20 protein-coding genes and 1 riboswitch are annotated in these 24,675 nt (G+C 60.7%); of the genes, 7 read left to right on the top strand and 13 right to left on the bottom strand.

What is annotated here, in order from left to right; genetic code table 11:
- The first annotated feature begins 19 nt into the window (after positions 1-19).
- Genes ACA067_RS02320 through asd form a run of 3 tightly spaced genes read left to right on the top strand, consistent with a single transcriptional unit; the run spans position 20 to position 3,296 of the window.
- Entirely contained in the window at positions 20-1,558 is a 1,539-nt protein-coding gene (locus ACA067_RS02320) for an HDOD domain-containing protein (RefSeq protein ID WP_497460447.1), read from the top strand.
- Positions 1,559-1,601: 43 nt separating this feature from the next.
- A complete protein-coding gene (rhdA, locus tag ACA067_RS02315) occupies positions 1,602-2,417 on the top strand; it encodes a thiosulfate sulfurtransferase (RefSeq protein ID WP_497460446.1) in 816 nt (271 codons plus the stop codon).
- Between the two features lie 18 nt (positions 2,418-2,435).
- Complete coding sequence (asd, locus tag ACA067_RS02310; RefSeq protein WP_497460445.1) at positions 2,436-3,296, top strand: archaetidylserine decarboxylase; 861 nt, start codon at positions 2,436-2,438, stop codon at positions 3,294-3,296.
- 56 nt (positions 3,297-3,352) lie between these two features.
- Here asd and ACA067_RS02305 read toward each other — a convergent pair whose 3' ends face one another.
- Positions 3,353-3,754 (bottom strand): lectin OAA family protein, encoded by a 402-nt coding sequence (locus ACA067_RS02305; RefSeq protein WP_497460444.1) that lies wholly within the window; start codon positions 3,752-3,754, stop codon positions 3,353-3,355.
- Between the two features lie 327 nt (positions 3,755-4,081).
- On the opposite strand from ACA067_RS02305, the gene ACA067_RS02300 reads away from it, so the two are divergent.
- The gene (locus ACA067_RS02300) at positions 4,082-5,860 is read left to right on the top strand and encodes a cyclic-di-GMP receptor FimW-related protein (protein ID WP_497460443.1); all 1,779 of its coding nucleotides are present in this window, start codon (positions 4,082-4,084) and stop codon (positions 5,858-5,860) included.
- Between the two features lie 173 nt (positions 5,861-6,033).
- On the opposite strand, the gene serB is transcribed toward ACA067_RS02300, so the two are convergent.
- Positions 6,034-7,248 carry a phosphoserine phosphatase SerB gene (gene serB, locus ACA067_RS02295; RefSeq protein ID WP_497460442.1) on the bottom strand — a complete coding sequence of 405 codons (1,215 nt, stop codon included), beginning with the start codon at positions 7,246-7,248 and terminating at the stop codon, positions 6,034-6,036.
- A gap of 134 nt (positions 7,249-7,382) precedes the next feature.
- On the opposite strand from serB, the gene ACA067_RS02290 reads away from it, so the two are divergent.
- Complete coding sequence (locus tag ACA067_RS02290; protein ID WP_497460441.1) at positions 7,383-8,906, top strand: AhpA/YtjB family protein; 1,524 nt, start codon at positions 7,383-7,385, stop codon at positions 8,904-8,906.
- A 143-nt stretch (positions 8,907-9,049) separates the two neighbouring features.
- Here the strand turns inward: ACA067_RS02290 and ACA067_RS02285 are convergent, their stop codons facing one another.
- The 9 genes from ACA067_RS02285 to ACA067_RS02245 all read right to left on the bottom strand — a co-directional run bounded on the left by ACA067_RS02285 (position 9,050) and on the right by ACA067_RS02245 (position 18,452).
- Positions 9,050-9,763 (bottom strand): PqiC family protein, encoded by a 714-nt coding sequence (locus ACA067_RS02285; protein ID WP_497460440.1) that lies wholly within the window; start codon positions 9,761-9,763, stop codon positions 9,050-9,052.
- Between the two features lie 176 nt (positions 9,764-9,939).
- Positions 9,940-12,207: a DNA topoisomerase IV subunit A gene (parC, locus tag ACA067_RS02280; RefSeq protein ID WP_497460439.1), complete on the bottom strand. Its 2,268-nt coding sequence runs from the start codon at positions 12,205-12,207 to the stop codon at positions 9,940-9,942.
- A 7-nt stretch (positions 12,208-12,214) separates the two neighbouring features.
- Positions 12,215-12,739: a retropepsin-like aspartic protease family protein gene (locus ACA067_RS02275; protein WP_497460438.1), complete on the bottom strand. Its 525-nt coding sequence runs from the start codon at positions 12,737-12,739 to the stop codon at positions 12,215-12,217.
- Positions 12,736-13,725, bottom strand: coding sequence for an esterase-like activity of phytase family protein (locus ACA067_RS02270; protein WP_497460437.1), 990 nt, complete (start codon positions 13,723-13,725; stop codon positions 12,736-12,738). Before ACA067_RS02270 ends, ACA067_RS02275 begins: the two co-directional genes overlap by 4 nt.
- Positions 13,725-15,629, bottom strand: coding sequence for a DNA topoisomerase IV subunit B (gene parE, locus ACA067_RS02265; protein WP_497460436.1), 1,905 nt, complete (start codon positions 15,627-15,629; stop codon positions 13,725-13,727). The genes ACA067_RS02270 and parE overlap by 1 nt, the downstream gene beginning before the upstream one ends.
- A gap of 54 nt (positions 15,630-15,683) precedes the next feature.
- Positions 15,684-16,292, bottom strand: coding sequence for a YqiA/YcfP family alpha/beta fold hydrolase (locus ACA067_RS02260; RefSeq protein ID WP_497460435.1), 609 nt, complete (start codon positions 16,290-16,292; stop codon positions 15,684-15,686).
- 186 nt (positions 16,293-16,478) lie between these two features.
- Complete coding sequence (gene cpdA, locus ACA067_RS02255; protein ID WP_497460434.1) at positions 16,479-17,294, bottom strand: 3',5'-cyclic-AMP phosphodiesterase; 816 nt, start codon at positions 17,292-17,294, stop codon at positions 16,479-16,481.
- A 97-nt stretch (positions 17,295-17,391) separates the two neighbouring features.
- Positions 17,392-17,844: a DUF1249 domain-containing protein gene (locus ACA067_RS02250; RefSeq protein ID WP_064675587.1), complete on the bottom strand. Its 453-nt coding sequence runs from the start codon at positions 17,842-17,844 to the stop codon at positions 17,392-17,394.
- The gene (locus ACA067_RS02245; RefSeq protein WP_497460433.1) at positions 17,835-18,452 is read right to left on the bottom strand and encodes an NUDIX domain-containing protein; all 618 of its coding nucleotides are present in this window, start codon (positions 18,450-18,452) and stop codon (positions 17,835-17,837) included. The genes ACA067_RS02250 and ACA067_RS02245 overlap by 10 nt, the downstream gene beginning before the upstream one ends.
- A 206-nt stretch (positions 18,453-18,658) precedes the next feature.
- On the opposite strand from ACA067_RS02245, the gene ACA067_RS02240 reads away from it, so the two are divergent.
- On the top strand, positions 18,659-19,405 hold the full coding sequence (locus ACA067_RS02240) for an RsiV family protein (RefSeq protein WP_307336593.1): 747 nt from the start codon (positions 18,659-18,661) through the stop codon (positions 19,403-19,405).
- On the opposite strand, the gene cytX is transcribed toward ACA067_RS02240, so the two are convergent.
- Both cytX and thiC read right to left on the bottom strand, forming a co-directional pair.
- The gene (cytX, locus tag ACA067_RS02235) at positions 19,374-20,666 is read right to left on the bottom strand and encodes a putative hydroxymethylpyrimidine transporter CytX (RefSeq protein ID WP_497460432.1); all 1,293 of its coding nucleotides are present in this window, start codon (positions 20,664-20,666) and stop codon (positions 19,374-19,376) included. The genes ACA067_RS02240 and cytX overlap by 32 nt on opposite strands.
- A 140-nt stretch (positions 20,667-20,806) precedes the next feature.
- Positions 20,807-22,696 (bottom strand): phosphomethylpyrimidine synthase ThiC, encoded by a 1,890-nt coding sequence (gene thiC / locus ACA067_RS02230; protein WP_497460431.1) that lies wholly within the window; start codon positions 22,694-22,696, stop codon positions 20,807-20,809.
- 163 nt (positions 22,697-22,859) lie between these two features.
- Positions 22,860-22,965: riboswitch (TPP riboswitch) on the bottom strand.
- A 206-nt stretch (positions 22,966-23,171) separates the two neighbouring features.
- Between thiC and ACA067_RS02225 the strand changes: the two genes are divergently transcribed.
- Positions 23,172-24,605 carry a TolC family outer membrane protein gene (locus ACA067_RS02225; RefSeq protein ID WP_497460430.1) on the top strand — a complete coding sequence of 478 codons (1,434 nt, stop codon included), beginning with the start codon at positions 23,172-23,174 and terminating at the stop codon, positions 24,603-24,605.
- Positions 24,606-24,675 lie beyond the last annotated feature (70 nt).

Below are 24,675 nucleotides of genomic sequence, written 5' to 3'. Positions count from 1 at the left end.
ACGATGATCGCGTCCAGACATGGCTAACGAAACGAACGTTCCAACGCCGGAACCGAGCACACTCGAAGGCTGGGTCAAGCTGCTCGACGGCGTGCGCCTGCCCGTTCCGCAAGCCAGCCATGATCGGGTTTGCAGGGCCATCCGCGACAACCGCAGTTCGCTGCGCGATATCGCCGAAATGATGCAGGACAGCCCTGCCCTGGCCTTGAGCGTGATTCGCGAAGCCAACCGGCATGCCCACGGCAGCCTGGCCACGCCCGCTGAAAACCTTGAGGTAGCGCTCAATCGCCTCGGGTTGAAGCGCACCGCAGAACTGCTCGACCGACTGCCCGCCCAGCCGCTGTCACAGATCCCGGTCGCCCTGCGCCAGCTGCAGTTGATCAGCCAGCACGCGACCCAACAGGCCAACGGTTTTTTCGCCAGTCGCCTGGCGCGGCTGTGGCAGGACATCCACTGGGGCAGCCTGCTGTTTCTCTCGCCGTTGTGGCCGATGGCGTTGACCCATCCGCAGTTGCTTGAAGAGTGGGAGCGGCGGGTCATTCATAAAGGCGAATCGGCGCGTGACGTCGAGAAGCAGCTGTTCGGCGTACGCCTGCTGCAAATAGGCCAGGCCCTGGTGGACCTCTGGCACCTGCCGATCTGGGTGCAGCAGGGTTATCGGCTGCTGCTCAACGAACAACGGGAACTGGTCAAGGTCCTGCGCATCGCTCGCGACAGTGATCACCCGTTGCGCCAGCAGAACCGCCTCGATGACGATCCGACCCTGCGCCGCTGGCTCAATCAACCGGCCAACACGGTGTTGCTGGCCAACGGCCTGGCGCTGTCGGCGCAACAGGCCTGGGACAGTCCGCACACTGAGCGCTGGCACTACTTGACCTGCCTTTACCTGCAAATGCCGATGGACGAAGTGCAGCAGCAGTTGCACCGACAGGCCGTCACCAGCGCCCGTCATCACGCCATGCCAGACCTGTGGCACCCGGCTGTTTCGCTGATCTGGCCATGGGGCATGAAGCACATTCACGCGGGTTGGCTGCCGGCCCCGGCGCCGACCGCCGAAGACCTGGTGAAATGGCGCAGGCAATGCGCCGAATTGCTGATGCAGCCCAGTCGCTTCAGCAATGCCCTGCACTTGACCACCTCTGCTCGCGACGCCTTGGTCGCGTGCGGCATGCGACGGGTGATGATGCTGATGGCCGACCGCACTCACGCCCATTTGCGGGTGCACCAGGCCTTCGGCCTGCCAAAGGCAGCCGCCGCCCTGAATTTCCCTGTCAGCCAAAGCACCGTGCTGCAACGCCTGCTCTCGCAACAGGCGCAACTGCGCCTGAGCCCGGCCAACCATGCGCGACTCTCGGCCCTTCTGCCCGCCGATCTGCGCTCGCAATTCGCGGGTGAACACCTGTTACTGCGCTCACTGGTCAGCAACGGCCGGGTGATCATGATTGTGGTGGCGGATCAGGGCGGCGGGCCGTTCTCGGAGATCACCGTGCAAGCCTTCGGCAAAACCGCGCAGTGCATCGAAAAATCCCTGCACAGCTTTAGCCACCGCGGTCAATGAAGGCTGCGCTACAATCCAACCCTTTGTGCTCTGGAGACCTCACATGTCTGACTTCTCTGGCTTGACCCTGGTGATCGAGCCGAGCGACCTGCTCGCCCGTCTCGAAGCCCGCGAGCTTATCCTGGTGGACCTGACCAGCAGCGCCCGTTATGCCGAAGGGCATATTCCCGGCGCACGCTTTGTCGATCCAAAGCGTACGCAATTGGGTCAGGCGCCTGCGCCAGGCCTGCTGCCGACCCAGGGGGCGCTTGAAGTATTGTTCGGCGAACTGGGACACAACCCCGATGCAGTCTACGTCGTCTATGACGACGAAGGCGGTGGTTGGGCCGGACGCTTTATCTGGCTTCTGGACGTTATCGGCCATAACCACTACCACTATGTCGACGGCGGTCTGCAGGCCTGGCTGGCGGAAGGTTTGCCAATGTCGATCCAGATCCCGCCTGCGGTCGGCGGCCCGGTTCCCCTGACCTTGCACGACGAACCCATCGCTACCCGCGAGTACCTGCAAAGCCGTCTCGGCGCAGCCGACCTGGCGATCTGGGACGCCCGCGGACCGCTGGAGTATTGCGGCGAGAAAGTCCTGGCGGCCAAGGCAGGACACATCCCCGGCGCGGTCAATTTCGAATGGACCGCGGGCATGGATCCGGCACGTCACCTGCGCATTCGCACGGACATGCCGCAGATCCTGGAGCAACTCGGGATCAGCAAAGACAAAGAAGTGATCACCCACTGCCAGACCCACCATCGCTCTGGCTTCACCTATCTGGTGGCCAAATCCCTCGGTTATCCGCGGGTCAAAGGCTACGCCGGCTCATGGGGCGAATGGGGCAACCATCCCGATACCCCGGTAGAGAAATAAGGTTTCTAAGGACCGTCAATGAATAAGCGTTTGTTTATCCTCAGCCAATACCTGCTGCCCCACCATTTGCTGTCGCGACTGGCCGGCTGCATTGCCGAATGCCGCGTGCGCTGGTTCAAGAACGCCCTTACAGCGTGGTTCGCCAAGCGCTATCAGGTGGACATGTCCCAGGCACTGGTCGAAGACCTCACCGCCTACGAGCACTTCAATGCGTTCTTCACGCGCACCTTGAAAGAGGGTGCTCGTCCGCTGGACCAGGCGCCGGGCGCAATCCTCAGCCCCGCCGACGGCGCCGTCAGCCAACTCGGCCCGATCGAACACGGCCGCGTATTCCAGGCCAAGGGCCACAGCTTCAGCGTGCTGGAGTTGCTCGGTGGTGACGCTGCCAATGCCGCGCCATTCATGGGTGGCGATTTCGCCACCATTTACCTGTCGCCGAAGGATTATCACCGCGTGCACATGCCATTGGCTGGCACTTTGCGCGAGATGATCTACATTCCGGGGCGGATTTTCTCTGTCAACCAGACCACCGCCGAAAACGTGCCGGAACTGTTCGCCCGCAACGAACGCGTGGCGTGCATTTTCGACACTGAGCGCGGGCCAATGGCCGTGGTGCTGGTGGGCGCCATGATTGTGGCATCGATCGAAACTGTCTGGGCCGGGTTGGTCACGCCACCGAAGCGCGAGCTGAAAACCTTCCGCTACGACGAAGCTGCCCGTGCGCCGATCCATCTGGAAAAAGGTGCGGAACTGGGTCGCTTCAAACTGGGTTCGACAGCAGTGGTGCTGTTCGGGCCGGACCAGGTGAAATGGGCCGAAGAACTGGCGGCCGGTTCGCCGGTGCAGATGGGCCAGGGCATGGGCCTGCCAACAGCCTGATGCCTGATCCGAGCCCCGCGAACGTCTTCGCGGGGCCGGACATTTCGGTAGTGCCGCTACTCTATCTGCCCACGGAAGCCGATCGGCCCTTCATTGGCGTAGGTATTGGTGCCACTGAGGTTTTTCCCTCCATCTTTGGAGGTCACGCTCAACGCGACAACGTTCTGATTATCCCGACCTCCGATGACCCATTTGCCACCCGGATGCCACGGGGCATCGTTACCGCCCCACTGATTTTCAACGCTGTACTGGTTCTGGCCCGTGCGTTGAGCCTTGAAGCCAATGGGACCTTCGCCGGCGTAAGTCATGGTGCCGGTGAAGCTCTTCCCGCCATCGCCCGATTTGATTTCGATCGCGACAACGTTCTGGTTGTCCCGCGCACCCAGTACCCAGTCTCCACCTGGATGCCAGGGTGCCGAACTACCGCCCCATTGATTTGCCACTACGTATCTAGACATGAACCTCATCTCCTTGAAGTTACGAAGAGACCTGCCCTGCGTCTGCGGCAGGCCGTACGACTGTGCGTATCCAGTCGCACGACTGTCAGATTAGTAGTACGCCCAAAGGTCACCAGAATGACAGACAAACGGTAATCCCCTGCCTGCGAACATTCCCCTTGCAGGAGCTGCCGAAGGCTGCGATCTTTTGATTTTCGGCGGTAGTGATGACGCTGAAGATCAAAAGATCGCAGCCTTCGGCAGCTCCTACCCGGGGTCGAGGGTACGTCTGCATGCTACAGTCATGTCATTCACTGCCCATTTTCCCTGTTGGAGTTTGTCCACGGCATGAATGAAACCCTTCCCCACCTCTTGCTACGCGCGCCCATCCCCAAGCAGTTGCGCCTGACGTTCTGTGAAGCCACCCCGCGCGACCTCAAGCGCTGGATTGCCAATCTGCCTAAAGCCAACATCGGCGAAACCGCTCGCCAGCTCTATCAAGGCTTGAGTGAACTCAATCAGCTCCTGACGCCCAGCAATAACCGCCTGCAAATGCTCGAGCTGCTAAGGCCCGAGGTGTATTACGTCTGCAAACACCTGGAGCGGCATTTCCTGCATCAGTCGATTGTCCTCGACGAACGTTCGCGCAAGATCGCCAACCTCTGCCAGGCGCTGCAAAATCACTTGGCGATTGGCTTTAAACAGATTGTCGTGCGCATCACACCACGATTCAGCAAGGACCGTGCGCCGCTGCTGACCCAGGCGTTGCAACGTGCGATCCATTGCCTGAACGGGCCGTTGATCCGTGCCACCGAGCTTTATTGTCCGGTACCGGAAGGGCTGTGGCTGGAGTTACATCAGCTGTATCGGATCGCCTGTGTGCACCAGTTGCAGCACCTGAGCCTGCGCGACGAGTTGGCCAGCCAGACGCAAACGCTGAGCATCGAACAGACCTACGTCGTCGCGTTGCTGCTGGGTGCCTCCCGTTGCAACCAACTGCGGCAGAACCAGATTGCCCGGGTCGCCGAGGTGCTGGAGCCCTGGAGTAAATGGATCAAGCTGCAACCCGGTAAACGGTCCGACGGACTGTTTGCCATCGCATCGGACAGCGACACCGGGCCTCGTTATAGCGCCCGGTTTCGCCCAGAGCAGCAGGAAAGCGTTCTCGGGATCGATCCGCTGCCGCTGGTCGCAGCCATCGAAGCTCATTTGCAAAAAACCGACAGCTCGCCCCCCCTGCCAGTGCCGGCAGGGTTGACCCTCGATACGCTGCAACACCTGCATGCCGCCTGGGGCCAGACGGTCGAGCGCGGCTTCCAGCGCACTGTCGGCCAGGGCACGTTGACCCTGTGCATCGGCATGAGCGCACTGCACTTCTATCTGGGCGGGCAACGTTCCTTCAGCGACATCCTTAAACGCTCGGGCTCCCGACAGGCGCAGTTCTCGGCAATATCGCCTGCAGGTCGCGTAAAAGACCTGTGGAGCCCTGTGGCGCACCATGGCAACGTGGGCGATCTGTTGCCCTACGAAGAAATCGAATACCCGCAGCTTCAGAACGACGACAGCCATGAGGCATCCGACCGTAATCAACACTTTGCGACTTATGTCCTGCCGGTGATCAATCACAGTCCTGGCGGTTATTGCCTGGCCTGGCCAGGCGCAGTGCCCACCGAGCTACAGGCGGGCGAAATGGTTGGCATCGAGGATTCTGCAGGTCAGGGCTGGAGCATCGCAGTGGTGCGCTGGATCCGTCAGGTGCGTGGCGGTGGCACGCAAATGGGGATCGAGCAGGTCGCGCCTTACGCCGAACCTTGCGGGCTGCAACTGCTGCGTGACCATGACGATCACAGCCAATACCTGCGCGGCTTGTTATTGCCGGCCATCAGTGCGATAGACCTGCCGCCGACGCTGCTCGCTCCGCGCCTGCCCTTTCAGGAAGGCCACAAGGTGGTGATCAGTACCCACGGCGAGGAACGTCGGGCCGGGCTGGAAAGGCGGCTGGCGAGTACCCACAGTTTCAATCAGTTTGCCTATCGTTTGCTGGAGACAGCTGCAAACGTCGATGCCGTGGGAAGCGGTGCGGTCGGTATCGATCAGGAATTCAGTTCGTTGTGGAAGACGCTTTGAGGGTGAATCCCTAACACCGCGGCGCCGCCATCGTCGGAACGCCGCCCGGAGCAAGCCCGCTCCCACAGTGATCTCTGTATGTGACAGATAGTGTGCACACCGAAGATCCCTGTGGGAGCGGGCTTGCTCCGGGCGGCGTTCCGACGATGGGGCCCGATCAGGCAGCCGATATTTCAGAGCTGCCCGTCACGATCCCGGAAGCCCAGCAGATACAGCACGCCATCCAGCCCAAGGGTGGAAATCGCCTGCTTCGCCGACTGCTTGACCAGCGGCTTGGCACGGAACGCCACGCCCAGACCGGCAATCGCCAGCATCGGCAAATCATTGGCGCCGTCGCCGACTGCGATGGTCTGCTCCAGACGCAAACCTTCCTTGTGTGCCAGTTCCTTCAGCAGATCCGCCTTGCGCTGTGCGTCGACGATCGGTTCAACCGCCACGCCGGTGACCTTGCCATCGACCACTTCCAGTTCGTTGGCGAACACGTAGTCGATGCCCAGTTTGGTCTGCAATTGCTTGGCGAAGTAGGTGAAACCGCCGGACAGAATGGCCGTCTTATAGCCCAAACGCTTGAGTTCGGCGAAGAGCGTTTCCGCGCCTTCGGTCAGGCGCAAAGAGGCGCCGATCGAGTCCAGTACGCTAACGTCCAGGCCTTGCAGCAAGGCCAGGCGCTCTTTGAAGCTGGCGCGGAAATCCAGCTCGCCGGCCATCGCCCGCTCGGTGATGGCGGAGACCTGGTCACCTACACCGGCGGCCTTGGCCAGTTCGTCGATAACTTCGGCTTCTATCAGCGTCGAGTCCATGTCGAACACCGCCAGGCGCCGGTTGCGGCGGAACAGCGAATCTTCCTGGAAGGCGATGTCGACGTTCAGTTCCTGGGCGACGCTCAAGAATTCCGCCCGCAACGCTTGCGGATCAGCCGCTTCACCCCGTACGGAAAACTCGATGCAGCCCTTGCCTTTATCGGCCGGGGTATCCAGCGGCATTCGCCCGGACAGTCGGTCAATGTGGTCGATGTTCAGGCCGTACTTGGCAGTGATCGAACTGACTCGCTGCAATTGCTCGGCAGTCACTTTGCGGGTCAATAGCGTCACGATGTGGCGTTTCTTGCCCTGATTGCCCACCCATTGCTGGTAATCCTCTTCGGACACCGGCGTGAAACGCACTTGTTGATCGAGCTTGTAAGCCGTGAACAGGATGTCCTTGAGCACCGATTTGCCTTGTTCGGTGTCAGGAATTTCAACCAGGATGCCGAACGACAGGGTGTCGTGGATCACCGCCTGACCGATGTCGAGAATGTTCACACCACCCTGGGCCAGAACGCCGGTAATGGCCGCAGTCAGACCCGGACGGTCGACTCCCGTGATGTTTATCAGGACGATTTCGCGCAAGGCGCACCCCCGCAGGTGGAAAAAAACCGCATTCTACCCACATTCAGTGACCATCGGGCACCGTCAGCGCTTTGCCGGTCTAGGGCCTGTCGCTATACTGCGCGTCAACTTCACGGACAAAGAGCCGAGCTCAAGTGAACCGGCCCACGCCAGTAAAAACCGATAACTTCTTCCTGCTGATCTTCCGGGCACTGCGCCACCGCCGTGTACCGATTGCATTGCGCATCGCCAGCCATAACGTGATCCTGGTCGCTCTGGCCCTGGTGATCTACGCCTGCGTGATGGGTTTGCAGTTCAAGCAGGCCATGCATGAGCAGGCGGATGCCCTGGGCGAAAGCCTCACCACCCAGACCGCCACGTCGGCCACGGAGCTGTTGGTGTCCAACGACATCCTCAGCCTCAACGTGCTGCTCAACAACCTGACCAAAAACAAGCTGGTGGCCCATGCCGCCATCTACAGCGTGGACAACCGCATCCTCGCCGAAGCCGGTCAGCGTCCAAAGCATAGCCTGCTGGGCGAAGCCGAGGGCATGTACCAGAGTAAGATCACCTTTCAGGACGTGACCGCCGGGCAACTGCGCATCAGCCTGGACATGGATCAATTCCAGCAGCCGATGACCATCAGCCTGCAAAGTATGGGTATTCTCAGCGCCATTCTGCTCGCCTTGTCCCTGGCCCTGAGTCTGCGTCTGGGGCGTAACCTTTCCACGCCGCTGATGCAATTGCGCGTGTGGCTGCGCAATATTGACGAATACACGCCGGGCACCGGGCGTCAGGATGAGATCGGCGACCTGGCTCGCCAGTTGCACGCGGACTTCGCACCGGAACCGGTTGAACCGGAACCTGTGCCGGAGCCTGAGTTCGACGACGCTGATGACGAGACCGATCCTGCCTTTGAAGTGCGCAACCTGCGCGATCCCAGCTTTGACGAAAGTCGCCCGGTAGCCGCCTTGAAGCCTGCGCCGCGGCGCATTGTGAGCACCGTCGAGGATGACGATGACGACGAAGACCCGTTTGCCGACCTGCGTGATGTCTCTGCGGACAGTGCGCCGAAAGCGCTGGTAAAACCAAAGCCATCGAACGGGCCGCAACACAGTGCCGTGCTCGCCGTACAACTGGGCGCCCAGGATCAGCTGCGCCGCCTGCCCCGGGCACGTCTGGAAGAACTGCTCAAACGCTATCGCGATTGCCTCGATCAGGCCGCGTCGCTCTACCAGAGTGAGCTGCATACCCTGAACGACGGCAGCACGCTGATGCTGTTCCACAGCGAAGACAGCGGTGACGATTACCTGACCAATGCCATTTGCTGCGGTGAGTTGCTGCGGGCTCTGGGCCATCAGTTGCAGATCGAAGTTGCGGACAGCGGTATCACCCTGCAATTGCAGTTGGGCCTGACCCTGGGCGACGAATTGTTCGGCCTTAGCCAGATTGATCTGCTGTTGACCGAAACGGCCCAGGACGCCCTGGCCCTGTCGCAACACAGCCGCAACCTGTTGCTGGTGGAGCGCAAGATCAGTGACGACGCGCTGATCCGTCAGCGTGCACGGATCCGGCCGATTGCCAGCCCTGAGGGGGCTTGTTGCGTAGAGCGGCTGATGGAGCCTTATCCGTCGATGCTCGAGCGACAATTGGCGCGGATGCATGAGCGCCGGGCGTAAATAGCCCCGTTATGAAAAAGCCCGCAGACGAGTAATCGTCTGCGGGTTTTTTGTTGCCTGCTCTGGACAGACAGCAGAGATATCTAAACTGCTGAAACAACAAAGCCCGCACATGGCGGGCTTTGTTTTGAATCAATCCAGGCTTAGAACCTGAACACTTCCATATCCGTCCGGATCGGCGAAGCCATCGGGATCTTCGGCTGCTTATCCCGCTCCGCCGCCGGTGCCGCAGCCTTGGCCGCAGGCTTGCGTGGCGCTTCGGCAATCGGCGGCTGGTTGGCCAGCGGCTTGAGCGCCACCGACAATTGCTCGGCCAGACGCTGCAGCAACACACCCTGAGCCTGAACCTGCGCCGCCGTACCGCCGGCATGTTGTTCCTGCAGATGAATGATGCGGTTATCCCGAACCTGGCCACGACGGTCGATCAGACGCCATTGTGCATCGAGGATCGCCGGCTGCGACTCGCCCGAATCCAGGCGGGTGATGGTCAGCAGAACCTGGACATCCGGCGTGAAGCCCACTGTCGCTGGCGCCAGCACCACGCGCTGGCTATCCAGATGCCCCGCTACCTGACGCAACAACAGTTGATCGATATCGGACGAAAGGCTACCGGCCCATCGGCCATCAGTGGCAGCCTGAAGGCTCCCATCCGGCTGACGCTGCAACAGGGTTTCGCGTTGCAGATAATCGGCCACGGTTACCGGCCCCAGCAAAACGGCCATGCCCGCGCTTTGCGCAGGCTGAGCCGGACTTCCGCTGTCCAGCTGATACAGCGACACCGGTTGGTGAACGCTGCAACCCGCCAGGCCAAGAACCCCGGCGAGCATCAAAATAAACGGAAGGCGCGAAGCAGTCATCGTCTCATCCAGGTGGTTGCCACAAGGCTAACCACAGTGAAAATACTCAAAAAATATGAAGAACGCTCGACCACGCCGGCGCTTGAAAGGCCATATCATCCGTGAATATGCGTTCCGACTCCAGCGCCAATGCGTCGATCTACGCGTTAAATCGTAGATCGAGCGCTCTAGGACGCTTAATTGAGGTTTTCGACGAGCAGCGCATCCACCCTCTGAAAGCCACGTGGCAACTTGTTACCACGACGTCCACGCTCACCTTTGTAGTGTTCAAGGTCATCCGCTTTCAGTGACAAGGTACGTTTTCCGGCCTGGAGCACCAAAGTGGCACCTTCCGGCAGTACCGCGATGTCCGTGACATATTCTTCGCGACTGGCTACGCGCTCACCGGAGATGCCGATGATCTTGTTGCCTTTGCCCTTACCTAATTGTGGCAGATCGCTGATTTTGAAGATCAGCAGGCGACCTTCGGTGGTCACCGAGGCCAGCCAGTTGTTCTCACGATCAGCTACCGGGCGCGGCAGAATCACTTTCGAATTGTTAGGCAAGCTCAACAGGGCCTTGCCAGCCTTGTTCTTGGCCTGGAAGTCTTCACCCTTGACCACGAAACCGTAACCGGCGTCGGAGGCGATCACATATAGCGAATCGTCTTCGGGCATCAGCACGCATTCGAAACTCGCCCCTGGCGGCGGCGTCAGACGGCCGGTCAACGGCTCGCCCTGACCACGGGCCGACGGCAAGGTGTGCGCGGCCACCGAATAGCTGCGGCCAGTGGAGTCGATAAACACCGCAAACTGGTTGGAACGCCCAGGCGCCAAGGCCTTGAAACCATCCCCTGCCTTGTAGGAAAGCCCGGTGGCATCGATTTCGTGGCCCTTGGCAGAACGCACCCAGCCTTTTTCCGACAGCACAACGGTCACTTTCTCGTTCGGCAACAGATCGTGTTCGGTCAAGGCCTTGGCCTCGGCGCGCTCGACGATTGGCGAGCGACGGTCGTCGCCGTAGGTTTCGGCGTCCTTGATCAGCTCGGTGCGTACCAGTTTTTTCAGCTTGGCTTCGCTGCCCAGCAGGGCTTGCAGCTTGGCTTGTTCCTTGAGCAGTTCATCCTGCTCGGCACGCAGCTTCATTTCTTCCAGACGCGCCAACTGACGCAAGCGGGTATCGAGAATGTAGTCGGCCTGGATTTCACTCAGGGCGAAACGCTCGATCAGTGCCGCTTTCGGGTGCTCCTCGGTACGGATGATGTGAATCACTTCATCCAGGTTGAGGTAGGCGATCAACAAACCGTCCAACAGGTGCAGGCGACGCTCGACCTTGTCCAGGCGGAATTGCAGGCGGCGACGCACGGTCTGAACCCGGAATTGCAGCCACTCGACCAGCAACGCACGCAGGTTTTTCAGCTGCGGCTTGCCGTCCAGGCCGATGATGTTGATGTTGACCCGGTAGCTCGACTCCAGCTCGGTGCTGGCGAACAGGTGTTGCATCAATGCATCGTGGTCGAAGTTCTTGCGGGCGCCCGGGATGATCACGATCCGGCACGGGTTTTCGTGGTCGGATTCGTCGCGCAGGTCAGCAATCTGCGGCGCCTTGGACGGCTTGGCCTGCATCATGCCTGCGATCTGCTCCAGCACCTTGGCACCCGAGACCTGATGCGGCAGCGCGGTGACGATGATGTCGCCGTCTTCGATTTGGTACACGGCACGCATGCGTACCGAACCCTTGCCGGTTTCGTACATCTTCAGTAGATCGGCACGCGGCGTGATGATTTCTGCTTCGGTCGGGTAATCCGGGCCCTGGATGTGTTCACAGAGCTGTTCGACCGTGGCTTTGGGCTCATCGAGCAAACGCACGCAGGCGGTGGCGACTTCGCGCAGGTTGTGCGGCGGGACGTCGGTGGCCATGCCCACGGCGATGCCGGTGGTGCCATTGAGCAGGATATTCGGCAACCGCGCCGGCAACACCAAAGGCTCGTCTAGGGTACCGTCGAAGTTCGGGCCCCAGTCCGCGGTACCTTGGCCCAGTTCACTGAGCAGCACTTCGGAATAACGCGACAGCCGTGCTTCGGTGTACCGCATGGCGGCGAAGGATTTGGGATCATCCGGCGCACCCCAGTTACCCTGGCCGTCGACCAGTGTGTAGCGGTAGCTGAACGGCTGGGCCATCAGGACCATGGCTTCGTAGCAGGCCGAGTCGCCGTGCGGGTGGAACTTGCCGAGCACGTCACCGACGGTACGTGCCGACTTCTTGTGCTTGGAATCGGCGTCCAGCCCCAACTCGCTCATCGCGTAGATGATGCGCCGCTGTACCGGTTTCAGGCCGTCGCCGATATGCGGCAAGGCACGGTCCATGATCACGTACATGGAGTAGTTGAGGTAGGCATTTTCGGTGAAGTCAGCCAGTGACCGGCGTTCTACACCGTCCAGGCTGAGATCAAGGGAGTCGCTCATGCGGGCCTCATCGGTTCGTTGTCTGGCGCAGCAGCATGGTGCCACCGCGCTGGGTAAATTCAAGTTTGTTCAGCGCGCTCATCCCGAGCAGCACTTGATTGCCTTCCAGGCCGGGCACGACGAGGGCGCGCACATCACGCAGCACAATGTCGCCCAGTTGCAGGCGCTCGATACGGGTTCGGTAGCCCTCGGCACGACCGCTGGCCGTGCTCAAGGTCACCGGGAAGCCCTTTTCCAGTTTCAGCCGTTCGGCCATGCCGCCGGGGATTGCCACATCGGTTGCCCCGGTATCCAGCATGAATTCCACCGGCTGACCGTTGATCTGGCCGCTGGCAACAAAATGTCCCTGATTATTGCTGGCAAGCTTTACTTCGATAAAACCTTCGCCCTGCTCCGTGCTGACAACGGCGTTTGGATTCTGCTGGCGCTGCTCCCACTGCCCGAAAAACCGCGTGGCCAGAAACAGCGCGGCGCACCACGCCAACACCATCAATACCCGGCCGATGCGCTTGCCCGGTGGTTGCTGACTCATGACTTGGCACTCCAGCCACCCTCAGGCGCGGCAAAACGCATCACGATCGGACGTACCTCGCCATCGGCGCGTATACCGTTGTTGTTGTCGATGCCAATCCAGGCGCCGTCGGCGTCCACGATTAATGCTTCTTCCAGGCCATAGGCTTGTGGATAACGCCGGTTTTCCTGCAATGCCTCGGCGGCATACGACCAGCAGCGCTCGACCTTGGCCGTCTGCGCGTCGCGGCGGCAGATCTCGAAGACATTGCGTTCAAGGGTAAACAGCTTGCCGTCGAACAATGACAGATCGGCAAAGTCCCGGGGCATCGCCCTGGCGCCGGGAAATTGTGCTGGTTGCATTTCTTTTCCGGCCTCGCTCAGCAACACACAGCCGCCATCGCAGTCCCAGACGGATTGCTGGCGCTTGATCAACAGCAACCCGCGGCTTTCGCGCTCGGCGGCCAGCCACACTGTGTCACCTTCGGGATTGATCGCCAGGCCTTCGAACAATGCATTGAAGCGCAGCAACATGCCGCTGGCCCGTGCTTCGCGAACCAGGGTCGGCGAGATTTTCAGCCAGGATGCAGGTCCCGTGGCGGGCACTTGCAGCACGGCCGCATGGGCCTCGCTGACGATGTAGCGATTACCGGCGCTGTCGCAGGTGATGCCTTCGAAATCCAGATCTCCGCCACGGGCTAATGAGGCCGCCCAGGTCCGCGACCGTATGCCCCAGGGTAATCCACTGTCAGGCACCGGCGGTACACCGATGCCCACGGCCTCCGCATTCCAGACGGCATCATGGGTGTCGAGGCGGTAAATCTGATCATCGTCGCGATCGGAAACCGCCCACAGGTCCTTGCCACACTGGGCCAGCCCGGACAGATTACCGCCACGCATGCCGTCGACGGCATTCGCGGACACCATATGCAACTCTGGCACAGGCTGTGCAGCAACCGTCATCGAGGTCAGTAGCAACGCACACGCCAAGGCAAAGCCTCGGCGCATCAGCCCAAAACCTCCGCCAGGTTGCCTTTGGACTCCAGCCAGGACTTGCGATCACCGGCGCGTTTCTTCGCCAGCAACATGTCCATCATTTCCGAGGTCGCCTCGAAATCGTCCAGCGTCAACTGCACCAGGCGCCGGGTGTTCGGGTCCATGGTGGTTTCGCGCAGCTGTGGCGGGTTCATTTCGCCCAGACCCTTGAATCGGGTGACCTGGGGCTTGCCGCGCTTCTTCTCGGCCACCAGGCGATCGAGAATGCCATCGCGCTCGGCCTCGTCCAGGGCGTAGTAGATCTCTTTGCCCAGGTCGATTCGGTACAGCGGCGGCATCGCGACATAGACGTGACCGGCATCCACCAACGGGCGGAAATGCTGGACGAACAACGCGCACAGCAAAGTGGCGATGTGCAAACCGTCGGAGTCGGCGTCGGCGAGGATGCAGATCTTGCCATAACGCAGCTGGGCGATATCCGCCGAGCCTGGATCGACACCGATGGCCACGGCGATGTTGTGCACTTCCTGGCTGGCCAGCACTTCGCTGCCGTCGACTTCCCAGGTGTTCAGAATCTTGCCGCGCAACGGCAGGATCGCCTGGAACTCTTTATCCCGCGCCTGCTTGGCCGAACCGCCGGCGGAATCACCTTCCACCAGAAACAGCTCGGAACGCATCGGGTCCTGCCCGGCGCAGTCGGCGAGCTTGCCCGGCAATGCCGGGCCTTGAGTGATTCGCTTGCGCTCGACTTTCTTGCTGGCCTTCAGTCGGCGGCCGGCGTTGTTGATCGCCAGTTCCGCCAGCAGCATGCCGGTTTCGGGGTGGGCGTTGAGCCACAGGCTGAAGGCGTCCTTGACCACACCGGAAACGAACGCGGCCGCTTCACGGGATGACAGTCGCTCTTTGGTCTGGCCGGAAAATTGTGGCTCCTGCATTTTCATCGACAGGACGAAGGCGATGCGCTCCCAGACATCTTCCGGCGCCAGCTTCACGCCCCGCGGCAGCAGGCTGCGGAATTCACAGAACTCGCGCATGGCGTCGAGCAAGCCCTGACGCAGCCCGTTGACGTGAGTCCCGCCCTGCGCCGTCGGGATCAGGTTGACGTAGCTTTCCTGGACGCTGTCACCGCCTTCCGGCAACCACAGCAACGCCCAGTCGACCGCTTCTTTGTTACCGGCCAGGCTGCCGCAAAACGGCTCGTCGGGCAGGCGCTCGAATTCGCTGACTGCGTCCACCAGGTAGGATCGCAGGCCGTCTTCGTAATGCCATTCGACTTTCTCGCCGGTGGCCTTGTCTTCAAAACTGACCAGCAGCCCCGGGCACAGTACGGCCTTGGCCTTGAGCACGTGCTTGAGGCGGCTGATGGAGAATTTCGGGGAATCGAAGTACTTCGGGTCCGGCGCGAAGAACACGCTGGTGCCGGTGTTGCGTTTGCCGACGGTGCCGATCACTTCCAGTTCGGTTTTCTTGTAACCATCGGCGAAAGTCATCTGGTATTCGTTGCCGTCACGCTTCACGCGCACCCGGACTTCGTTCGACAAGGCGTTGACCACCGAAATACCCACCCCGTGCAGACCGCCGGAGAACTGGTAGTTCTTGTTGGAAAACTTGCCGCCGGCATGGAGCTTGGTGAGGATCAACTCAACGCCCGACACACCTTCTTCGGGGTGAATGTCCACCGGCATGCCACGGCCGTCGTCGCTGACTTCCAGGGAGTGATCGGCGTGCAGGATGACCTGCACCGAGGTCGCGTGCCCGGCCAAGGCTTCATCGACGCTGTTGTCGATGACTTCCTGGGCGAGGTGATTCGGCCGACTGGTATCGGTGTACATGCCGGGGCGTTTGCGCACCGGGTCGAGGCCCGAGAGGACTTCGATGGCGTCTGCGTTATAGGAGCTAGCGCTGGGAGTGGCCATGGGGTCTCGTCGTCCTTCAGTGAAAAAAGTGCTCAGTAAAAAGGGGGCAAGGCGTCACAGTGCAGTGAAATCAATCGCCTGATACAAATCTGCGCCAATGCCGGCAAAACTCAGCATTGCCGGAAGTTGCTCGGCAAAACCCTGGAAACCATGGTCGCCGCCGGCCTGGATGCGCAAGGCACAGGCTCGGTAATACTGCTGGGCGAGGCGGTAGTCCAGCGTTTCGTCACCGGTTTGCAACCATACCTGAAACCGCTGCGGATCCTGGGGCGCTGGCACTTCCAGCTCGGCCAGAGCCGTCACGTGGTCGTGGGTCAACTCCCAGGCCTCATCGGTATACAGGTTTTTCTGCGCCCCCAGATACCCGTCGAACATCCGGTGCGGACTGACGGCAGGGTTGATCAACAGGGCCTTGAGGCCATGGCGTTCGGCCAAGTGAGTCGCATAGTAGCCGCCGAGTGAGCTGCCGACCAGCAATGGCCGCCCGAGCTCCTCAATCGCCTGCTGCAGCTGACCGATGGCCTCACGGGGATGGTGATGCAAATATGGAACGCGCAACTGATCGCTCAAGCCCAGTTGGTCCATCACCTGAATCAACCGAGTGGCCTTGTTCGACGCCGGCGCGCTGTTGAAACCATGGATATAAAGGATCGAACCGGACATTTGAGCTCCCTGTGCGTCGGGTAAAGAGGCGCAGTTTACAGGGACTCGTGCGCGTTGGGTGCTGATGAATGCGATCCCTGTAGGAGCTGTCGAGTGCAACGAGGCTGCGATCTTTTGTTTTTGTTTTTCAAAAGCAAGATCAAAAGATCGCAGCCTCGTTGCACTCGACAGCTCCTACCAAAAGTGTCAGTAGCCGTTGGAACCGTAATCGACCTGGAAATCGAAACCAGTGACGCGCTCCACACCGGTTTCCAGCTGGCCATCGGGCAACAGCCGCAACCAGCGATACCCCGGTGCCTGATCCCCCACCTTGAAATCCTCACTCCCCGGTTCGAACTGAATGCAGGTCGACGGCGAGGCAATCAGCCGCACGCCATTACGCTCCCGGTCGATCTCTTGATGCACATGCCCCCACAACACAGCACGCACCTGCGGGAATCGATCCAGTACCGAAAACAGCGCCTCTGGATTACGCAACCCTATCGGCTCCATCCACGCACAGCCAATCGACACCGGATGATGGTGGAAGCACACCAAATGATGCCGCTCCGGCGCCTCGCTCAGCGAGCGCGCCAGCAACTGCAACTGTTCGTCTTCCAGATACCCCGGCACCGAGCCCGGTACTGCCGAATCCAGCAACGTGACTCGCCAGTTACCGACATCCACCACGGGCTCCAGCAACGCACTCTGCACGGCCGCCTCAGCCATGATCCGTGGCTCGTCGTGATTGCCGGGAATCCAGCGCGTCGGTGCATCGAGCTGGCGGGTCAGGTCGCGGAACTGCTGATAGGACTCCAGCGTCCCGTCCTGGGAAAGATCACCACTGGCAATGATCAGATCGATCCGTGGCTGTTGCAACCGTACCAGCTCGATGACGTGTTGCAGGCTGTCACGGGTGTTCATGCCCAGCAATGTGCCAGCCGCCTCGGCAAACAGATGACTGTCGGAGAGTTGCACCAGCAACGCCGGATCGGCGATGGTCAATGTGGATACGCGTGGCAAGGCGTTCTCCCGGGGCGAGATCACGGGGATGGATGAGTGCCGCAATTATGCTGGGGGACGACCAAAAGGGGAAACTGTAAACCTGACGCAGTTCACATCAGCGCACAACCGCATACTCGTGTCCGCAGGCCAGGCAATGGCTCAGCCACTCGCCCAGAAACATATTCAGCTGGGCCTTTTCGTCAGGCTGGTGCATGGCGGCGTTCGGGTAAGGATAGATGCCGCGAAAGCGTCGTGCATGTTCGGCGCTGACCACTTCGGCCATGCACGCGTCGTGATAGACCTGAACTTCCAGTTGTGGCACCGGCAGCCATGGCAGGCTGTGTTCCTGGCGCACTTGCAGGGTCGTGGTGTACGGACAGACCTGCAGCACCTCCAGGGCCAGCACGCCGAGCATCTGGTCGCCATGGGTCACGGCAATGCGCCGCGCCGCGGGCTCGTTGCGCATGTCCGGCAACAGTCGCATGAGGCGCGCGTAGTTGGCCTCGCAGGACGCTTGCAGCCCCACGAGGTCCACCCGATAGCGATCGCGCAGCTTGTTTACGACCATAACCCCCTCACTTCAGCGCGGTTCAAAGCTAACCATTGCAAGGCAATGATGCTGGCCGCGTTGGCAATTCGTCCGTCGCGTACGGCCTGCAGGGCATCTTCGAAAGCCCAGACCGTGACGCGGATATCTTCTGCTTCTTCCTCCAGCCCATGCAGGCCGCCGACTCCGGTAGTGTCGCAACGCCCCAGGTACAAATGCACGAATTCATTGCTGCCGCCCGGCGATGGAAAATATTTGGTCATCGGCCAAAGCGCCCCGAATACAAGCCCAGCTTCCTCCTGCGCTTCGCGGTGAGCAACTTCTTCCGGTTCTTCATCCTTATCGATCAGACCAGCGACCAGTTCGACCAGCCACGGATTGTCGATCTTGCCCATGGCGCCGACGCGAAACTGCTCGATCAACACCACTTCATCGCGCTGCGGATCGTAAGGCAGCACGCACACCGCATCGTGGCGAACAAACACTTCACGGCTGATCTCGCGGCTCATGCCGCCAGCGAACAATTCATGGCGCAAGTGCACGCGGTCGAGCTTGTAAAAGCCCTCGAAGCACTTTTCGCGCCGAACGATCTCAACGGCGGTCGGAATGGCGTTGGCAATATCAGTCATGACAATCCTCGTTTCTACACCGAGGCTCCAGCCTCGACTTCGCGCCATCCTAACGCGCCCGCGACCTTTGATGCAGCCCCTTTCCAGCGAGCGGGATAGACGGTGAGGGCGAAACCAACTCTAATTAGCTTAGTGGCGAACTGATTCCTGCGCCGAGAGTCGAAGCGGGTAACTTTTCGCCTTTCCCTGTTTTATGAAGGACGCCCATGTCGCTTTTTAAAATCGCCTCCGTGGCTGCAATCGCCCTGACCCTGGGCGCCTGCCAGAGTCTGTTCCAGCCCAGCTACCGGGCACCGCTGGAAACCACCCGCGATGCCTCCGAACAGCTGAAACCGGGCTGCACCAGCCAGGACTGCCCGTTGGTGAACATCGACACCCTGCGCTTCCCTGCCGAACCGGCACTGGATGGCATCATCGAAAAACGTTTGCTGCAAATGACCCGCACCTCGCCCGACGCCCCGGTGGCGCCGACGCTGGCCGCGTATCGCGAGCAATTTTTGAGCAGTGCAGGTCCGCGTCACAGCAGCTACCTGCAAGCCAAGGTACGTGAGCAGCATGACGGCTTGGTGATCGTCGAGTTTTCCAGCTACCTGGACACCGGCGGTGCCCATGGCACGCCGGGCCGTAGCTTCATCAACTATTCGCGCCAGCAGCATAAGGTGCTGACCCTGTCGGACATGCTGGTCCCGGGGCAGGAAGAAGCGTTCTGGAAAGCCGCGCAAGTAGCGCACAACAGCTGGCTGATCAGCACCAAGCTCGATCAGGAACCGGAGTTCGTGAAGAGCTGGCCCTTCGTGAAAACCCAGAACGTGGCACTGACGTATGGCGGGGTGATCCTCAAGTACGAAGTGAGCACCATTGCGCCTTACGCACTGGGCCACGTCGAATTGAAGATCCCCTACCCTCGCCTGAACGGCATTCTCAAGCCCGAGCTGTTTCCCGGCCGTAGCTGAAGGCCCGGCCCAGTACCAGCTGCAGCAGCCCTGCCAGCACCAGCGCCGGCAGGGTTGCGCCGACATCCGGGTACAGATTGGCCAGCAAGTGATAGGTGCTCACCCCGCCCAGCCAGGCGAGCAGCGCCGGCCAGCGCAATGCGCTTGCCATCACTTGAGCAGAACGTTTGCGCAAGATGAAGTGATCCACCAGCACTACGCCGAACAGCGGCGCAAACACCGAACCGATCAACAGCAGGAAATTCTGGTACTGGGCCAAGGGTGCCAGGCAGGCGATCAAGGTGCAGATCACGCCGATGGCCAGCGCCAGATGCTCGACTTTCAAGCGCAACAGAATCCCGCTCGACACTGCCGCCGAGTGAATATCGGCAAAGGCGTTCTCCGACTCGTCCAACAGAATCAGCAGCAGCGGAATCCCCAGGCCGGCACCGGCCAGCGCCAACAGCAAGGCATTGACTTCACCGCTCGGCGCGAACGCCAGGGTGTAGGCCACGCCCAGGCTCATCAGCCAGAAGTTACCGATAAAGAAGCCTATCGCGGTACCGCCGAACACATTTTTCGCCCGTTTGCCGAAACGCGAATAGTCGGCGATCAGCGGCAGCCAGGACAGGGGCATGGCGATGGCGATGTCGAAGCCCACGGCGAACGGCATCGAACCATCACCGGCCTGCGCCCACAACGCCGCCAGATCGGCTTTGGCGAACAGGTTCCAGGTCAGCCAGATGCACGCGGCCAGCAGCAGCCAGATGCCCCACTTGCGCAAGATCTGCCGCACGAATGTCAGTGGACCGCTGACGGCCAGCAAGGTCGCCAATCCACCGAAGAACAACGTCCAAAGTAGCGGATTGGACAGCAGGCTACCTTCACTGAAGGCACGAGCGCCCAACAGGCTGGCGGCATCACGCATCACGATGATTTCGAACGAGCCCCAACCGATCAGTTGCAGCAGGTTCAGCACCGCCGGCAGGCTCGCGCCACGTTTGCCCAGGCTGAGTTTCAGCGCGGCCATCGACGACAGGCCGGTGTCACTGCCGATCACGCCGACGGCGGCCAGCAGCAGAACGCCGACCAGCGTGCCAAGGAAAATCGCCAGCAGCGAGCCGGACAGGCCCAGGCCGGGCGCGAGCAGGGCACCGGTCTGCAGCACCATCAGGCCGATGCCGAGGGAAAACCACAGGGAAAACAGATCGCGACCGCCGAAGACGCGTTTGTCGGTCGGCACCGCGATGTCGGGGGAATAAGTGCTGGGTTGAATGCTCAAGGGTGTTATCTCAGAGGGACATTTGTTGTGATCGTTCCCACGCTCCGCGTGGGAATGCCTCTAGGGACGCTCCGCGTCCAGTGACGCGGAGCGTCACGGGCTGCATTCCCACGCAGAGCGTGGGAACGATCAGTACGGGATCAAACCTTCTTGTACAGCTGACTGCCTTCCTGCTTGAACCGCTCTGCCTGTTCCGCCAAGCCCTGGGCGACTTCGGCATCGATCGTTTCGATCCGCTGGTTGGCCGCGTATTCACGGACTTCCTGAGTGATTTTCATCGAGCAGAATTTCGGCCCGCACATGGAGCAGAAGTGCGCGACCTTGGCCGAATCCTTCGGCAGCGTCTCATCGTGATACGAACGAGCGGTGTCCGGATCAAGGCCAAGGTTGAACTGGTCCTCCCAACGGAATTCGAAACGCGCCTTGCTCAAGGCATTGTCGCGTATCTGTGCGCCCGGATGCCCCTTCGCGAGATCGGCGGCATGCGCGGCGATCTTGTAAGTGATGATCCCGGTCTTCACGTCATCCTTGTTCGGCAGGCCCAAGTGTTCCTTCGGCGTCACATAGCAGAGCATGGCGCAGCCGAACCAGCCGATCATCGCCGCACCGATGCCGGAGGTGATGTGGTCGTAGCCGGGCGCGATGTCGGTGGTCAGCGGGCCGAGGGTGTAGAACGGCGCTTCGTCGCAGCACTCGAGCTGCTTGTCCATGTTCTCCTTGATCAACTGCATCGGCACGTGGCCCGGGCCTTCGATCATGGTTTGTACGTCGTGCTTCCAGGCGATCTTGGTCAGTTCGCCGAGGGTTTCCAGCTCGCCGAATTGGGCCGCGTCGTTGGCATCGGCAATCGAACCCGGACGCAGGCCATCGCCCAGCGAGAAGCTGACGTCGTAGGCCTTCATGATTTCGCAGATGTCTTCGAAATGGGTGTAGAGGAAGTTCTCTTTGTGGTGCGCCAGGCACCACTTGGCCATGATCGAACCACCCCGGGAGACGATGCCGGTCACGCGCTTGGCGGTCAGCGGTACGTAACGCAACAGCACGCCGGCGTGGATGGTGAAATAGTCGACGCCCTGCTCGGCCTGCTCGATCAGCGTGTCGCGGAACAGCTCCCAGGTCAGGTCTTCGGCAGCGCCGCCGACTTTTTCCAGGGCCTGATAGATCGGCACGGTACCGATCGGCACCGGCGAGTTACGGATGATCCACTCGCGGGTTTCGTGAATATGCTTGCCGGTGGACAAGTCCATGATGTTGTCCGCGCCCCAGCGAATGCCCCAGGTCAGTTTCGCCACTTCTTCTTCGATGGACGAACCCAGTGCACTGTTGCCAATGTTGCCGTTGATCTTCACCAGGAAGTTACGGCCGATGATCATCGGTTCCAGTTCGGTGTGGTTGATGTTGGCCGGGATGATTGCGCGGCCGCGGGCGATCTCTTCACGGACAAATTCGGGGGTGATGATTTTCGGCACGCTGGCGCCGAAGCTGTAACCGGCGTGTTGCTGGTCCAGCAGCCCGGCGGCGCGGGCCACTTCGAGCTTCATGTTTTCGCGGATGGCGACGTATTCCATCTCGGGCGTGATGATGCCTTGGCGGGCGTAGTGCATCTGGGTGACGTTGCCCCCGGCCTTGGCGCGGCGCGGGTTGTTCACGTGGGCGAAACGCAGCTTGGTCAGCTCCGCATCGGCGAGGCGTTCGCGGCCAAAGTTGGAGCTCAAGCCGGGCAGACGCTCGGTGTCGCCACGGGCTTCGATCCACGGCGAGCGCACATCGGCCAGGCCTTTGCGTACGTCGATGATGACGTTGGGGTCGGTGTACGGGCCCGAGGTGTCATACACCACCACTGGCGCATTGATCTCGCCGCCGAATTCGGTCGGGGTCACGTCGAGGCTCACTTCGCGCATCGGCACGAGAATGTCCGGGCGCGAGCCTTGAACGTAGATTTTTTGCGAGCGGGTAAACGGCTGAACCGATTGTTGATCGACCTTGGCCGAGTCACTCAGGTTCGTATTGTCTTTTAGTTTTATCGTCATCACGGGCTCTCCGAACACATCCAGGCAGTGGATTTTTGTCGGAGCGAACCTGTAAACGAATGGACGCACGGGCGCTGAAAAAACCAGCTGTGCTGTGCTCAGTGCACGAGGGCTGTTCGATTGTCGAACAACATCCCGGACGAAGCACAAGAGGACTCGCCGGGTGACGAGAAATCTTGTTCCCTACGCAGGCGTTAACCTGATCAGGTTCAACGGGATCCGAAATTATTCGATCTCAGCCTCATAGCAAGGCACCCCGACAAGAACGTGGCCAGTCTAGACACAACTGGCAAAGAACGCCAACCCCGCTTTAAACACCATGATGAATGGCGCAATTACAGGATTGTTGCCGAACGTGTGCGCAACTACACTCGCTACGCCATACCGCGCCTTGACGCTCTGCCTTGACGCTGCAGGGCGCCGCGCCGTAGCCTTGGCGCTCAAATTATCAGCGTAATTTTTTAGGGATGGCCTCATGCTGCGCAAACTCTCACTGGCCCTTGCCGTGTCTTGTGCGTCCAATGGAATGGCCTGGGCAGCAGAAGCGCCCTTATCGACCAACACCGACCTGGTCAGCGTCTATCAGGAAGCGGTGGATAACAACGCCGACCTGGCCGCCGCCCGGGCCCAGTACGGCGCCCAGAAAGAAGTCGTGCCCCAGGCCCGCGCCGGCTTGCTGCCAAACATTTCCGGCGGCGCCCAGGTCGCCAACGTGCGTACCGATATCGATCAGCCGGCGGCCATTGCCAACCGCAGCGCCAACTCCTACCAGGCGACCCTCGCCCAGCCACTATTCCGCGCCGATCGCTGGTTCCAGTATCAGGCCGCCAAGGACGTCAACGAACAGGCTGCGCTGCAGCTCTCGGCGACCGAGCAGAACCTGATTCTGCAAACGGCAGAAAGCTACTTCAACGTGTTGCGCAGCCAGGACAACCTGGCCTCGACCAAGGCCGAAGAAGCCGCCTTCAAGCGCCAGCTCGATCAGTCCAACGAACGCTTCGACGTCGGCCTCTCGGACAAGACCGATGTGCTGCAATCCCAGGCCAGCTACGACACGGCGCGGGCCAATCGGATCGTTGCGCAACGCCAGGTGGACGACGCGTTCGAAGCGTTGATCACCCTGACCAACCGGCAGTACAACTCGATCCAGGGTATCGTCCACACGCTGCCGATCCTGCCGCCGGCACCGAACGATGCCAAGGCCTGGGTCGACACCGCAGCCAGGCAGAACCTGAATCTGCTGGCCAGCAACTACGCGGTCAGCGCCGCCGAAGAAACCCTCAAGCAGCGAAAGGCGGGTCACGCACCGACCCTGGATGCCGTGGCGAAATACGAGAAGGGCGACAACGACGCCCTGGGTTTCAGCAACCCGAACGCTTTCCCCCAGGCTTATGGAGGCAACGTCGAGCAGCGCACGCTGGCCCTGCAATTGAGTATCCCGATCTACAGTGGCGGCCTGACCACCTCACAGGTTCGCGAGTCTTACTCACGCCTGGATCAGACCGAACAACAGCGCGAAGGCCTGCGTCGGCAAGTGGTGGAAAATACCCGCAACCTGCACCGCGCGGTGAACACCGACGTCGAGCAGGTGCAGGCGCGCAAGCAGTCGATCATCTCGAACCAGAGCGCCGTGGAAGCGACCGAAATCGGTTATCAGGTGGGTACGCGCAACATCGTTGACGTGCTGGATGCCCAGCGTCAGCTGTACACCTCGGTGCGCAACTATAACAACACCCGCTACGACTACATCCTCGACAACCTGCGCCTCAAGCAAGCGGCCGGCACGTTGAATCCAGGGGATCTGCAGGACCTCAAGCGCTATCTCAAGCCCGATTACAACCCGGACAAGGACTTCCTGCCGCCGGATCTGGCCAAGGCTGCGGCGGATCAGTTGAAAGCCAGACCTTAAAAGCAAAAGATCGCAGCCTTCGGCAGCTCCTACCTTGGAATGCATTCCCCTGTAGGAGCTGCCGCAGGCT

This window comes from Pseudomonas sp. LBUM1674, assembly GCF_059695635.1.
The sequence above is the reverse complement of the archived record's forward strand: the minus strand, read 5'-3'. Positions and strand labels throughout refer to the sequence as shown.